The organism is Providencia rustigianii DSM 4541 (genome assembly GCF_000156395.1).
Taxonomy (GTDB): Bacteria; Pseudomonadota; Gammaproteobacteria; order Enterobacterales; family Enterobacteriaceae; genus Providencia; species Providencia rustigianii.
In genome coordinates this window covers 193,698-207,887 of record NZ_GG703820.1, presented here as the reverse complement: position 1 = coordinate 207,887, position 14,190 = coordinate 193,698, and the positions used below count along the sequence as shown (strand labels likewise).

At 43.2% G+C, this 14,190-nt stretch carries 15 protein-coding genes; 9 read left to right on the top strand and 6 right to left on the bottom strand.

The window, feature by feature from the left end; translation table 11 throughout:
* Nucleotides 1-2 precede the first annotated feature (2 nt).
* The 7 genes from secF to pgpA all read left to right on the top strand — a co-directional run bounded on the left by secF (nt 3) and on the right by pgpA (nt 5,336).
* On the top strand, nt 3-971 hold the full coding sequence (secF, locus tag PROVRUST_RS15310; RefSeq protein ID WP_006815783.1) for a protein translocase subunit SecF: 969 nt from the start codon (nt 3-5) through the stop codon (nt 969-971).
* Nucleotides 972-1,083: 112 nt separating this feature from the next.
* Entirely contained in the window at nt 1,084-1,533 is a 450-nt protein-coding gene (gene nrdR / locus PROVRUST_RS15305; protein ID WP_039855609.1) for a transcriptional regulator NrdR, read from the top strand.
* A gap of 5 nt (nt 1,534-1,538) precedes the next feature.
* Nucleotides 1,539-2,654: a bifunctional diaminohydroxyphosphoribosylaminopyrimidine deaminase/5-amino-6-(5-phosphoribosylamino)uracil reductase RibD gene (gene ribD / locus PROVRUST_RS15300; RefSeq protein ID WP_006815781.1), complete on the top strand. Its 1,116-nt coding sequence runs from the start codon at nt 1,539-1,541 to the stop codon at nt 2,652-2,654.
* A gap of 102 nt (nt 2,655-2,756) precedes the next feature.
* The gene (gene ribH / locus PROVRUST_RS15295) at nt 2,757-3,230 is read left to right on the top strand and encodes a 6,7-dimethyl-8-ribityllumazine synthase (protein WP_006815780.1); all 474 of its coding nucleotides are present in this window, start codon (nt 2,757-2,759) and stop codon (nt 3,228-3,230) included.
* Nucleotides 3,231-3,299: 69 nt separating this feature from the next.
* On the top strand, nt 3,300-3,716 hold the full coding sequence (gene nusB, locus PROVRUST_RS15290; protein ID WP_006815779.1) for a transcription antitermination factor NusB: 417 nt from the start codon (nt 3,300-3,302) through the stop codon (nt 3,714-3,716).
* A gap of 127 nt (nt 3,717-3,843) precedes the next feature.
* On the top strand, nt 3,844-4,827 hold the full coding sequence (thiL, locus tag PROVRUST_RS15285) for a thiamine-phosphate kinase (RefSeq protein ID WP_006815778.1): 984 nt from the start codon (nt 3,844-3,846) through the stop codon (nt 4,825-4,827).
* Entirely contained in the window at nt 4,827-5,336 is a 510-nt protein-coding gene (gene pgpA / locus PROVRUST_RS15280; protein ID WP_006815777.1) for a phosphatidylglycerophosphatase A, read from the top strand. Before thiL ends, pgpA begins: the two co-directional genes overlap by 1 nt.
* A gap of 66 nt (nt 5,337-5,402) precedes the next feature.
* Here pgpA and dxs read toward each other — a convergent pair whose 3' ends face one another.
* The 3 genes from dxs to xseB form a co-directional block, all read right to left on the bottom strand.
* Nucleotides 5,403-7,268, bottom strand: a complete 1,866-nt coding sequence (dxs, locus tag PROVRUST_RS15275; protein ID WP_006815776.1) for a 1-deoxy-D-xylulose-5-phosphate synthase — start codon at nt 7,266-7,268, stop codon at nt 5,403-5,405.
* A 157-nt stretch (nt 7,269-7,425) separates the two neighbouring features.
* Nucleotides 7,426-8,343, bottom strand: a complete 918-nt coding sequence (gene ispA, locus PROVRUST_RS15270; RefSeq protein ID WP_006815775.1) for a (2E,6E)-farnesyl diphosphate synthase — start codon at nt 8,341-8,343, stop codon at nt 7,426-7,428.
* Nucleotides 8,344-8,346: 3 nt separating this feature from the next.
* Nucleotides 8,347-8,598: an exodeoxyribonuclease VII small subunit gene (gene xseB, locus PROVRUST_RS15265; protein WP_006815774.1), complete on the bottom strand. Its 252-nt coding sequence runs from the start codon at nt 8,596-8,598 to the stop codon at nt 8,347-8,349.
* Between the two features lie 220 nt (nt 8,599-8,818).
* On the opposite strand from xseB, the gene thiI reads away from it, so the two are divergent.
* Nucleotides 8,819-10,270: a tRNA uracil 4-sulfurtransferase ThiI gene (thiI, locus tag PROVRUST_RS15260; RefSeq protein ID WP_006815773.1), complete on the top strand. Its 1,452-nt coding sequence runs from the start codon at nt 8,819-8,821 to the stop codon at nt 10,268-10,270.
* Nucleotides 10,271-10,337: 67 nt separating this feature from the next.
* Here the strand turns inward: thiI and yajL are convergent, their stop codons facing one another.
* Together yajL and panE are read right to left on the bottom strand one after the other, a co-directional pair.
* A complete protein-coding gene (yajL, locus tag PROVRUST_RS15255; RefSeq protein ID WP_006815772.1) occupies nt 10,338-10,931 on the bottom strand; it encodes a protein deglycase YajL in 594 nt (197 codons plus the stop codon).
* Nucleotides 10,894-11,805, bottom strand: coding sequence for a 2-dehydropantoate 2-reductase (gene panE, locus PROVRUST_RS15250; protein ID WP_006815771.1), 912 nt, complete (start codon nt 11,803-11,805; stop codon nt 10,894-10,896). Before panE ends, yajL begins: the two co-directional genes overlap by 38 nt.
* 174 nt (nt 11,806-11,979) lie before the next feature.
* Between panE and PROVRUST_RS15245 the strand changes: the two genes are divergently transcribed.
* Complete coding sequence (locus tag PROVRUST_RS15245) at nt 11,980-12,471, top strand: YajQ family cyclic di-GMP-binding protein (protein ID WP_006815769.1); 492 nt, start codon at nt 11,980-11,982, stop codon at nt 12,469-12,471.
* 57 nt (nt 12,472-12,528) lie between these two features.
* On the opposite strand, the gene PROVRUST_RS15240 is transcribed toward PROVRUST_RS15245, so the two are convergent.
* Entirely contained in the window at nt 12,529-13,890 is a 1,362-nt protein-coding gene (locus tag PROVRUST_RS15240; protein WP_039855607.1) for an MFS transporter, read from the bottom strand.
* Nucleotides 13,891-14,190 lie beyond the last annotated feature (300 nt).

Here is a 14,190-nt window from a genome sequence, read left to right as displayed (position 1 = left end):
TTGTGGCACAGGATTATACTGTTGAACAATTGAACTATGGTCGTAAAGTCTATGACTTTATGCGCTGGGACAACGTTGCCTTTGGTATTTCTATCGTATTACTGATCGCTTCTTGCGTGATTATCGGGCTCAAAGGTTTTAACTGGGGCTTAGATTTCACGGGCGGTACAGTTATCGAAATCAACTTAAGTCAGCCTGCTGATTTGGATAAAATTCGTGATAGCTTGTCTAACTCGAATCATAAAGATCCCTTAATCCAGAACTTTGGTAGTAGCCGTGACATTATGATCCGCTTACCGCCAGTTGAAGGTGTTGCGGGTCAAGAAGTTGGTAAAGAGATTATCACCATCATCAACCAAAATGTTGATGATCAAGCAACCGTTAAACGTATTGAATTCGTGGGACCAAGTGTAGGTGCAGAACTGGCGCAAACGGGAGCATTAGCTCTGTTAACGGCATTGATCTGTATCTTAATCTACGTTGGTTTCCGTTTTGAATGGCGTTTAGCGGCGGGTGCGGTATTAGCACTTGCGCATGACGTTGTCATCACATTAGGTATTTTGTCTCTATTTCATATTGAAATCGACATGACAATTGTGGCGTCATTGATGTCAGTTATCGGTTATTCCCTTAACGATAGTATCGTAGTTTCTGACCGTATCCGCGAAAACTTCCGTAAGATCCGTCGTGGTACACCTTATGAAATTATGAACGTCTCTTTGACCCAAACATTAAGCCGTACCATCATGACTTCAGCAACGACCCTTTTAGTGGTTCTGATGCTGTATCTGTTTGGTGGCGCAATGTTAGAAGGCTTCTCACTGGTTATGTTAATCGGTGTGACTATTGGTACTATCTCATCTATCTATGTTGCTTCTGCACTGGCACTGAAGATGGGAATGAAGCGTGAGCATTTACTTCAGACGAAAGTCGAGAAAGAAGGTGCTGACCAAGAGTCTTTATTGCCTTAATTTTTGATGGGTATAAAGCATTGAAAACACCTTGTGAGTTCCACCTTGCAAGGTGTTTTTCATTTCAGTCTGAGTTACACTACCTACCTATAGAAAATAATCAGGAATCGCTATGCATTGCCCATTTTGCTCAGCTGTAGATACGAAAGTCATCGACTCGCGTCTGGTTGGTGAAGGCTCACAAGTGCGCAGACGCCGCCAGTGTTTAGTTTGCCATGAACGTTTTACCACGTTTGAAGTGGCGGAATTGGTTATGCCTAGGGTTATCAAAAGTGACGAGGTCCGCGAACCTTTCGATGAAGAAAAACTGAATCGAGGTATGCTGAAAGCCTTAGAAAAACGGCCAGTGAGTTCTGATGCTATTGAACAAGCGATTATTTCTATCAAGTCCCACCTAAGAGCAACGGGTGAGCGTGAAGTCCCATCAAAACTGATTGGGAACTTGGTAATGGATGAATTAAAAAAGCTCGATAAAGTGGCGTATATTCGCTTTGCCTCTGTTTATCGTAGTTTTGAAGATATACGAGAGTTTGGTGAAGAAATCGCTAAACTACAGGATTGATATCAATGCTTGAACAAGACCGCATATATATGGCTCGTGCTTTTGAATTAGCACGAAAAGGGCGTTTTACTACCTCACCCAATCCGAATGTAGGCTGTGTCATTGTCCGTGATGGTGAAGTTGTCGGTGAAGGCTATCACCAGAAGGCGGGAGAACCCCATGCTGAAGTTCACGCATTGCGTATGGCGGGAGACAAAGCTAGAGGCGCAACGGCCTATGTGACCCTTGAGCCTTGCAGTCATCATGGACGCACGCCACCTTGCGCAGAGGCCTTAATTAAGGCTGGGGTAAGCCGTGTGGTTGCCTCAATGCAAGATCCCAATCCCCAAGTCGCAGGTCGCGGGCTATATATGCTCTCCCAGGCTGGGATTGAGACATCCAGTAATATTCTATTGGAACAAGCCGAAGCTCTAAATCGTGGCTTCTTAAAACGTATGCGTACCGCTTTCCCCTATATTCAATTAAAGCTGGCCGCGTCATTAGATGGCAAAACAGCATTAGAATCAGGGGAAAGTAAGTGGATCACTAGCCCAGCGGCACGCAAAGACGTGCAGGTTCTCAGAGCCCAAGCAAGTGCAATCCTCAGTACCAGTAATACGGTGATTGCCGATGATCCGGCTTTAACGGTTCGTTGGAGTGAATTACCGAGTGATATCCAGCAAGAATATCCAGAAGATCAACTGCGTCAGCCGATCCGTATTGTGTTAGACCGCCATAATAAAGTGACCCCTGAGCACCAAGTGACTCAGTTAGCGGGGGAGTGTTGGTTAATACGCCCAACGCCAGATAATGAAGTCACATGGCAAGGTCAAGTGGAGCAAGTTCCGATCCTTGCGGATGAAAATGGCATTGATTTAGTGATTTTGATGATGCAGTTGGCTAAACGTAATATCAATAGCATTTGGGTTGAAGCAGGACCAACGCTTGCAGGCTCACTACTAAAGTTAGGTTTAGTTGATGAACTTATTGTGTATATTGCCCCTAAATTGCTAGGGGATACCGCGCGTGGATTAGTCAATTTCCCTGCATTGAAATCTCTTTCAGATGCGCCAAACTTTGAATTTACTGATGTGGAAAAAGTGGGAAATGACTTGCGGGTAAGACTGCGTCCCGTATGGTAAATGTGTTTTTTTAGCAGTTTGCTAAAAATCACTCATACGATTAATGAAAGAATGTGATAAAATCCGCGCCCCGCGGGTTATAATTAATATTTGAGGAAGACTATGAACGTAATTAAAGGTGTTGTTGCCGCGCCAAAAGCGCGTGTTGCTATCGCTATCGCTCGTTTTAACAACTTTATTAATGATAGTCTGCTGGACGGTGCAATTGATGCATTAGATCGTATTGGTCAAGTTGCTGAAGAAAACATCACCGTTGTTTGGGTTCCAGGTGCTTATGAATTACCGCTTGTGGTTAAAGCTCTGGTAGAAACCAAAAAATATGATGCAGTTATCGCATTAGGCACCGTTATTCGTGGCGGTACTGCGCACTTTGAATATGTTGCTGGTGAGTGTAGCTCTGGTCTGTCTCATGTAGCAATGAACAGTGATGTTCCTGTGACTTTCGGTGTATTAACCACTGAAAATATCGAGCAAGCTATTGAGCGTGCTGGTACTAAAGCAGGTAACAAAGGTGCAGAAGCTGCACTGACTGCTCTCGAAATGATTAATGTGATTAAAGCTGTAAAAGGCAAATAATACAGTCGTTATTTAGGGCGTCAGACGCTCGAAATAGGCTGTGTAGTTTTTTTATTTAAGGGGAATCTTGTGAAACCTGCTGCTCGTCGCCGCGCTCGTGAGTGTGCTGTACAGGCCATCTATTCATGGCAATTATCCGGCAATCCTATTGCTGAAGTGGAATATGAGTTTTTAGCCGAACAGGACATGTCTGACGTCGACGTTAACTATTTCCGTGAACTGATCTCGGGTATTGCGAGTAACGCAACCAAGCTGGATCAACTTATGTCACCGTATCTTTCTCGTCAGTTGGAAGAATTAGGTCAAGTTGAAAAAGCGATTTTACGTGTATCAATGTATGAACTAAGCTATAGACAAGATGTTCCGTTTAAAGTTGCAATCAATGAAGGTATTGAATTAGCAAAAGTATTTGGAGCTGAAGATAGCCATAAGTTTGTCAACGGTGTGTTAGATAAAGCAGCACCTGTAGTTCGTCGTAAAAAATAATATAATCAGGTTCCCTCCTGTAATACTTTAGATGTGATGGGTAGGCTGGGGTCCAGTCTACTCTAGTACTTATGTCTGTATTTTCAGTTTATTGAGAATCCGGCATAGCGAAAACGGAAAATCTACCATGTCTTATGGCGAATTTGACCTCATCGCGCGTTTTTTTAATCGTCAAACAGTAAACCGACGTGATGTAAATATCGGTATTGGTGATGACTGTGCGTTGATGACCATCCCTGAAAAGCAGCAACTTGCTGTGAGTACGGACACTTTAGTTTCTGGTATTCATTTCCTACCCGACATTTCTCCTGCTGATCTCGCCTATAAATCCTTAGCCTCTAATTTAAGTGATCTTGCTGCAATGGGTGCTGATCCTGCATGGGTATCTTTGGCAATTACATTGCCAACAGTTGATATGGACTGGTTACAGGCTTTCAGTGACACTTTATTTGAGCAGCTTAATTACTATGGAATGCAGTTAATTGGTGGCGATACCACTCGTGGACCAATGAGCTTAACCTATACCGTTCATGGTTTGATTCCAATAGGAAAAGCGCTATCGCGCTCGGGTGCGAAAAATGGTGACTGGATTTATGTGACTGGAACTCTCGGCGACAGTGCTGCTGGGTTTGCTATACTTCAAGATAAACTACATCCGGAAAGTACGGAACATGCACAGTGGTTAATTGGGCGTCATTTACGTCCGCAGCCACGGATATTACAGGGGCAAGCGCTACGTAATTTAGCCTCATCGGCCATTGATATTTCTGATGGCTTAGTTTCTGACCTTAACCATATCTTAAAAGCCAGTGGTTGTGGGGCGAGGATCAATCTGGATGCGCTGCCTCAATCAGAAGCATTAAAGCAAAATTGTTCCGTTGAACAGGCTAGAATTTGGTCATTAAGTGGTGGTGAAGATTATGAATTATGCTTTACTGTTCCTGAAATGAATCGCGGCGCTTTAGAAATGGCATTAGCCCATACCGGCGCTGGTTTTACCTGTATTGGTCAAATTAAACCGCAATCGGAAGGGATCCGCTACTTTTGTCATAACCAAGCTGTAGATGTGGATCTCAAAGGTTTTGACCACTTTGTACAAGAAGGTGCCTAATGGCAAGTGCTCAAGAAAAAGCAGAAGCAAAAAAACGATTGAATATGCGTAATCCGTGGCACTTATTGGCGACGGGTTTTGGCAGTGGTTTATCGCCAATTATTCCTGGTACGATGGGTTCTTTAGCCGCGATCCCTTTCTGGCTGCTAATGGATAAATTACCCGTTTGGAGTTGCTGGGTGATTATTGTGGTGGGTTTCTGGTTTGGATGCTGGATCTGCGAGCGCACCTCCCATGATATGCGGATCCACGATCATGGCAGTATCGTTTGGGATGAGTTTATCGGAATGTGGATCACGTTGATGGCGATCCCTGTTGTCAGTGTACAGTGGGTACTTGCAGGGTTTGTGATCTTCCGTATCTACGATATGTGGAAGCCGTGGCCGATCCGTATTTTTGATCGCCGAGTTGGTGGCGGTTTTGGCATCATGATCGATGACATTATTGCGGCGATTTTTGCTTATGTCACTATTTGGTTACTGGTTCACTATCAGGTCATGCCATTCTAGTTTAATAGAGTGATATGTAAAAAAAAGACCGCCTAGGCGGTCTTTTTTCATATATAAAACAGTGAATTATTTTTGCTGATAGTCAGTAATTGATTTCACAATGCCAGCCGCATCCAAGCCAAGGTCAGCCAATAATTCTTCTTGAGTTCCCTGTGGGATAAAGAAGTCAGGCAAGCCAAGATTGAGTATCGGCAGAACTTTTTTCTCACGCATTAAGAATTCATTCACGCCACTACCCGCGCCGCCCATAATGGCATTCTCTTCAAGGGTCACCAGCATATCGTGGCTGTTTGCCATGTCGAGAATTAAGGCTTCATCCAATGGTTTTACAAAGCGCATATCGACAACGGTTGCATTGAGCTGTTCAGCGGCTTCTAAGGCATTGCTTAGTAGTGTACCAAAACTTAAAATTGCAACTTTCTCACCTTGACGGCGTACAATTCCTTTACCAATTTCTAATGGCGAAAGTGGCATAAGTTCAGCGCCTACACCCGCGCCACGCGGATAACGTACTGCGGTAGGGCCTTCCTGATAGTGATATCCGGTATGCAGCATTTGGCGACATTCATTTTCATCACTCGGTGCCATGATTACCATGGTTGGGATACAGCGTAAGAATGAAATATCAAATGAGCCTTGGTGAGTTTGACCGTCAGCACCGACAATACCGGCACGGTCAATAGCAAACATAACCGGTAACTTTTGGATTGCTACATCGTGGATAACTTGGTCGTAGCCACGCTGTAAGAATGTGGAGTAAATTGCGACAACTGGGTTATAGCCACCAATCGCTAAGCCAGCAGCAAATGTCACGGCATGTTGCTCTGCGATGGCCACGTCAAAATATTGGTTTGGATACTCTTTAGAGAAGCGAACCATACCTGAACCTTCGCGCATTGCCGGTGTGACAGCCATTAACTTGTCATCATTTTTAGCTTCTTCACATAGCCAGTCACCGAAAATTTTAGAGAATGTCGGTCTAGTATCTTTGCTTTTTGGTAATGTGAATGTGGCTGGATCAAACTTAGGTACAGCGTGCCAGCTGATTGGGTCTTTTTCTGCTGGCTCATAACCGCGACCTTTTTTGGTCATAATATGCAGGAATTGAGGACCTTTTAGGTCACGCATATTTTTCAGGGTTTGGATCAGTGCGACCACATCATGCCCATCAACAGGTCCGATATAGTTAAAACCGAGCTCTTCAAACATGGTGCCGGGAACGACCATACCTTTGATATGTTCTTCAGTTTTTTTCAGTAATTCTTTGATAGGTGGGATATTTGAAAATACTTTTTTGCCACCTTCACGCAGAGTTGTATACAGTTTGCCTGAGAGTAAATGTGCTAGATGGTTATTTAACGCACCGACATTTTCGGAAATCGACATTTCATTATCGTTGAGGATCACCAACATATCCGGTGCGGCGTCCCCTGCATGATTCATGGCTTCGAAAGCCATTCCAGCTGTGATTGCACCATCGCCAATCACGCAAACGGTTTTACGATTTTTATCTTCTTTTTCAGCAGCAATCGCCATGCCTAAACCCGCACTAATGGAGGTTGAGGAGTGACCAACGCTTAAAATGTCATATTCACTTTCTGCACGCCATGGGAATGGATGCAACCCATTCTTTTGGCGGATGGTATCAATTCTGTCACGGCGTCCTGTCAGAATTTTATGTGGGTAAGCTTGGTGACCAACATCCCATACTAAGTTATCAAATGGAGTTTTGTAGACATAGTGTAGGGCGACGGTAAGCTCTACAGTGCCCAGCCCTGATGCAAAGTGGCCGCTAGAGCGACTAACGCTATTCAGTAAAAATTGTCTGAGTTCATCACAAAGCTTTGGCAAGCTTTCCTTTGGCAGTAGGCGCAATTCATCAGGCGTCTCTGCAAGTGCCAGCGTTGGATATTTAGCGGTATCTATACTCATTAGGTGCTCACTACTTAAATTAATTAGGGTATTCCCTGTCTACTTCCCGTTATTGCTGAGTCGGTATTATTTTTCATTCATCGCAATACGTCAAAGTGGCTCGGGTAATGATGTTATAATTATCGGTCTTATGCATACCAAAAGGCAAAGCATATTGTTAGCTTTTACGTTCAATAATGAAATTGGCTAATGCTCTGAGTAATTCAGTATTGTAACCTTGAGATTGTAATAATTCTAACGCGGTGATCGCATCTTGATATAGCTCTTTAGCCTTCTCTTGAGCGGCTTCAAGGCCGAGTAACGACGGATAAGTGCTCTTTTCATGCTGTTCATCCGCACCTTGGCGCTTGCCCGTAATTTCACTGTCGCCGATGACGTCTAGAATATCGTCTTGGACTTGGAAGGCAAGCCCAATAGCATTGGCATATTGATCTAAAATAGCGATGGATTGACGTCCTTTTTCTCCTGCTGCGTAAGCGCCTAAGCGGATCGCGGCACGGATAAGTGCGCCTGTTTTATGCTGATGAATACGCTCAAGAGCGGCAAGATCTACACGTTTTCCTTCAGCGTCGAGATCTAATGCTTGCCCACCACACATGCCGGCTAAACCGCTGGCATAGGCGAGTTCAGAAATCATTGCAATGCGATCTTTATCTGAAACCTCTGGCATCGCAGCGCTGGACAGTAGCTGGAATGCAAACGTCTGTAATGCATCTCCCGCTAAAACAGCGTTGCCTTCACCAAATTTAATATGGCAAGTGGGTTGCCCTCGGCGTAAATCATCGTCATCCATAGCAGGTAAATCGTCATGAATTAATGAATAAGCATGGATACATTCGACGGCTGCCGCAGGTGCATCTAGGTTATCTTGGCTAACGCCAAGCATTTCGCCAACTGCGTAGGTTAAGAACGGACGTAGGCGTTTTCCACCCAGAAGCGTGCCATATTTCATCGCCTGAGCAAGGGGAAGATCGGCAAAAGGTAACGTCTCTAATGAGTTTAATAAATACTGATTAACTCTATCATGGGCTTGGCGTTGCTGATGCGCGAAGGCATCTTGGTGTTGTTCGGACATAATTTATTCTGTATCAGGTGAAAAATCGTCAAGGGCTTTGTTTTCATCATCGCTCAGCAAAATTTGCACACGCTGTTCTGCTTGCTGGAGGACTTTTTGACCTTGCTTAGCAATTTGGACGCCGCGTTCAAATTCATTTAATGCGTCTTCCAAAGGGAGCTCTCCAGACTCAAGGCGAGCGACGATCTGCTCAAGCTCTGTGAGGGAGTTTTCAAAACTAACAGTTGGAACTTGCTGGGATTTTTCTTTAGCCATAATCGTTAATCACTAATGTTAAATCACTTAAAAGGGGGAGTTTTAATTATGGAGCAGACTAACTTAGTCTCGCCGTGGTTACAATTTATTATTGGTGTTTTTAGATTCAGTACGCAAGATAGTGCTATAATACGCCTCTTTATTGACAATTGGTAAAGTGTACGTGTGTCACTTTTAAACAACGTCCGTTTTCCCCTCTAACCAAGAACATGCAGCTATTATGAAGTTTATTATTAAGTTATTCCCTGAAATCACGATCAAAAGCCAAACAGTTAGAATCCGTTTTATTAAAATTTTGACTAGCAGTATCCGCAATGTCTTAAAAAGTCTTGGCGAAGAAGTCTCGGTTGTCCGTAATTGGGATAACATTGAAGTGCGTGTTAAAGGGGATTCGAAGCACGACGAAATCTGTGACATGCTTAGCCGTATTCCAGGTATTCACCATATTCTAGAAGTGGAAGAAAAACCTTTTACTAGTTTACACCATATTTTTGAAATGACGTTGGAATCTTATGGTGCGTCATTAGAAAACAAAACATTCTGTGTAAGGGTGAAACGTCGTGGTAAACATGAATTTTCATCTATTGACGCTGAGCGCTATATTGGCGGCGGTTTAAACCAACATATTGCTTCAGCAAAGGTCAAGCTAAAAGACCCTGATACCACTGTTCATTTAGAGATTGAAGATGAAAATCTGATCCTCGTTAAACGACGTATCGAAGGGATCGGCGGTTTCCCAATTGGGACTCAAGAAGATGTTTTATCGCTGATTTCTGGTGGATTTGATTCCGGTGTTTCTAGCTATATGTTAATGCGTCGTGGTTGCCGTGTGCATTACTGCTTTTTTAATTTAGGCGGAGCGGCGCATGAAATTGGCGTTAAACAAATCGCTTACTATTTATGGAATCGTTTTGGTAGCTCCCATAAAGTACGCTTTATTGCGGTTAACTTTGAACCTGTCGTCGCAGAGATCTTAGAAAAAATCGATGACGGACAGATGGGTGTTGTCTTAAAACGTATGATGGTACGAGCAGCCTCTAGAGTGGCCGAGCGTTATGGTGTACAGGCGATAGTCACAGGTGAAGCCCTTGGTCAGGTCTCTAGTCAAACTCTGACTAACCTACGGTTAATTGATAATGCATCCGATACCTTAATATTACGTCCGCTAATTTCCCATGATAAAGAGCACATCATTAAGCTGGCGCGCCAAATTGGTACGGAAGATTTCGCAAAAACAATGCCGGAATATTGCGGTGTTATTTCGAAGAGCCCAACCGTGAAAGCCGTGAAAGCGCGCATTGAAGCGGAAGAAGCTAATTTTGACTTCAATATCTTAGATTCTGTGATTGAGCAGGCGAAAAATATCGATATCCGCCAGATTGCGGAAGAGAGCCGCGAGCAAGTTGCTGAAGTTGAGATGGTTAGTGAGTTATCTGCGGAAAATGAAGTGATTTTAGATATTCGTTCTATCGATGAGTTTGAAGATAAACCATTGAAAGTAGATGGCATTGAAATTAAACATATTCCATTCTACAAATTAGGTACTCAGTTTGGTGATTTACCGAAAGAAAAAACCTATTTGTTGTATTGTGATCGTGGTGTGATGAGTCGCTTACAAGCGCTGTATTTGAAAGAACAAGGTTTTGATAATATTAAAGTTTATCGCCCATAATGTTTAGTGAAAAATAATTTTTGATAAAAAAGCGAGTTGCAATAGCTCGCTTTTTTCTTTCAATTTTTTAGTCTTCTAAGTAATCATTAATGCCCGGTGGCAGCACTAATTGTGCTGCGACGTTCGCGGCAACGGCTCGCCCTTCTAATAATTCAATCAGTTTTAATGCGAAATCAAAGGCGGTTGCAGGGCCTTGGCTGGTCAGCAAGTTAACTCGTTCATCAAAATAAACGCGTCTATCCACCCACTTATGGCTCGGGATTTTATCTTGCATCGTTGGGAAACCGGTCATATTTCCTAACGGGAATAGCTGATGGTATTCCAAAACCAGGGCTGGGGCAGCACAAATTGCCGCAACAATTTTTCCATCCAAGTGCATGCGCCTCACTTTTTCTACGACAAGAGGGCTATCGCGAAAAGTTTCAGCTCCAGCTAATCCTCCCGGTAACACAATTGCATCGAACGGTTCATCCGCAACATGGATTAGCGGTGTGTCTGCGATGAGTTTTATTCCTCTAGAACCGGTAATGTCTAACGAACCGTTTTCTGTGACACTGGCCAATGTCACTTGGATACCAGCTCGAATCAGTAAGTCAGCAGTAGTGACGGTTTCGATCTCTTCGCTACCATTGGCGATGCAGATTAGAACGGAAGCTGTCATGTTGTTGCTCTCTATTTTTAACTAAATGATATAGACGGTCATTTTCGGGGGTATGCAGACCATGGGCTCGGGCTTGTTTGATTAAATACCCGGTAATGTAATCAATTTCAGTGCGCCGGTTATTTCGATCATCTTGTAGCATGGAAGAATAATTATCGGCGGTATTGTGAATAATACTGTAGATGTATTCGGTCAGTTCAGCCTTATCAATATGCAGCCCTTCGGCGGTCATTACTTGGCAGCATTCATCAATCAGCTTAGTAATTTGTTTTGGATAATTGATGAGTTGACCATTGGGGCATTGATGTTCAATGGTCAGGGGATTAATGACACAATTTACTGCCAGTTTTTTCCAGCTAGTGCTTAAAATTTTATTATGCCATGCGACATCGGGTAAGGCTTCGTGAAGGATATCGGCAATCGAGGAATACGCTTCTGCTTGGGAGTTGGCTGCTCCAATATGAGTGACGCCATTGGCAACGTGGAAAACTTGATTGTTATTCTGCCAAGCGGCATGGGTTGTGATTCCACATAAAAAAGGATGACGTAGCACTCCGAGTTCTTCAAGTGTGCCTAATCCGTTGTGCAATAATAAAATAGGGCAATTTTCAGGGATCGTTGCAAGTAGCGGGAGCAGGGCATCCGAGACTTGCCATGCTTTCAAGCAAACAATCACGAGTTCACTGGCGTGAAGGTGGTGGATATTATTACAGGGAATTAACTCTCGAAATGTGCTTCCATCAGGTTCATTGACGTCCACAAATAGGTCTGGCTGAGCGACTCGTAACCAACCTTGGGTATCATGTCCCTGTGAGGTGAGCGCAGCAAGCCATAACTTGCCAATTGCGCCACAACCAATTAGGGTTATTTTCATATTTTTTCCCGGCTATCTGAGAGACGTAGATTTTCATTCTTCCCTATTATCATAGCGGTTTTATGATGATATTCGAAATAATTCGCGGCGTTATATCGTGTCAGGCTCTGACAATTTGGAGTGTCAGGAGCAAATAGGCTATTATAAGCCGATTGATTATAGGAGAGCTTTAACATGCCATCATTTGATATTGTATCTGAAGTTGAAATGAGTGAAGTCCGCAACGCGGTCGAAAATGCTCAGCGCGAACTGACCACCCGGTGGGATTTTAAAAATGTTGCAGCCAGTTTTGAACTGAACGATAAAAATGAATCTATCAAAATTACCAGTGAGTCAGATTTCCAAGTTCTACAATTAGTAGATATTTTACGGGAAAAAATGGCGAAGCGGGGCATCGAAGGGGCGGTTTTGAATGTGCCTGAAGAGATTATTCACAGTGGTAAGACTTACAGTGTTGAAGTGACCTTAAAGCAAGGTATTGATGCTGCGATTGCAAAGAAAATTGTTAAATTAATCAAAGACAGTAAGCTGAAAGTTCAGGCTCAAATTCAAGGTGAGCAAGTTCGTGTTACAGGCAAAGCTCGTGATGATTTGCAGTCGGTCATGGCGTTAGTGCGTGGTGGTAATTTAGGTCAGCCATTCCAGTTCAATAACTTCCGCGATTAATCAATTACCCTCGCGGTTATTTGAATTTAGCCCGCGTCGCTGCGGGCTAATGTCTTTCTAGCGCCGAACGATGGCTTCAAGCTGCTCTCGCGTAATGATTTTTTTATCCATCTTAATATAGATACTCATTTCATCAGCAATAATCACTACATCTAACACACCATCTAATCCAGCAAGTTCTTGCTGAAGTTTATCGACATTTTTAAATCGATGAGGCAAAACAATACGGATGCTACTGACGTAAGGCGGTTGTTTCATGGTTAAGCTAATCAGGAGCCACACTGCACACAGAATGAGTCCCCCAATGAATACCGTATTGGCGCCTTCAAATTTATACAACCATCCCCCTAAAATACCACCAATAGCGACCCCAAGGAATTGGCTGGTGGAGTAGACTCCCATTGCGGTTCCTTTATAACTTGCGGGGGCTTCTTTACTGATGAGTGAAGGCAAAATGGCTTCCATAACATTAAAAGCAATAAAGAAGATTTGAATGCCTAAGAATATGATCCACAGGTTATTACCTGAACGCCAAAGTACGATTTCAGCGATAGCGAGTAATAAAATACAGAACAGAAATACCTGCTTCATTTTACGCTGCTTTTCAGCATAAATAATGAAGGGGAGTACACAAACAAAGGCCACCAGCATGGTGACTAAGTACGCTTTCCAGTGATCTTGGGCTAGATAACCCGCATTGATCATAATCAGGGGCAGAGCAACAAAGCTCGACATGAGTAAGGTATGTAAGCTTAAAATCCCAATATTGAGTTTGAGTAATTGAGGATTGAGCAGTACCGCCCTTAAGTTACTTTTTACAAAAGCCGATTCACGGTTCATGACGTGGTGAGTATTATTGGGTACGACAAATAGGGTAACCAAAATAGCCCCAACAGCGAGTAGGGTAATCCCCCAAAATAGACCACTTAGGCCAACGGCATGGGTAATAATAGGGCCTAATACTAGTGCGATAGCGAAAGTGATACCGAAACTTATGCCTAAAAAAGCCATGGCTTTAGTCCGATTTTGTTCACGGGTTTGATCGGATAATAACGCCATTACAGCCGCAGAAATTGCGCCAGCACCTTGGATTGCACGTCCAATAATAATTCCCCAAATTGAATCACTTAGAGCTGCGACGACGCTACCAATAATAAAGATGAGCAATCCAAAGATAATAAGTGGCTTACGTCCAATTTTGTCAGACATCAATCCAAAAGGAATTTGGAAAAGTGCTTGGCTTAAACCATAAATGCCAATAGCGACACCAACGAGAAATTCGCTAGCGCCTTGCAAGTGCATTCCATAGCTGGTGAGTATAGGTAGAACCATAAACATGCCGAGCATGCGTAGGGAGAATACCGACCCCAATCCCCAAGTGGCACGGAGTTCTAGGTGGGTCATTTTATTATCATTCATAAAAATACTCGTTATATTTTGAGCTGTAGCGGTGTTGGCTACGCTCACTAACCCTAGTCACGTAGTTATCTACGTGACTAGGGATTAGCTTCACTTGCCGCCTTGCTACAACCCAAACTATTTAGAGTATTAAATCTTAATGAGCTTAAATTATTCTTTTTATTTCGGGCTGTAGCTGTATGGGTGTTAATTCAAATTTAAATCAATAAGTTAAATTATTTTGCTATATGACAATATTGATTTATTGATAGCAGGCGGCTATTTAACCATAAAAATCATCACAAAAATATTCGAGAATAA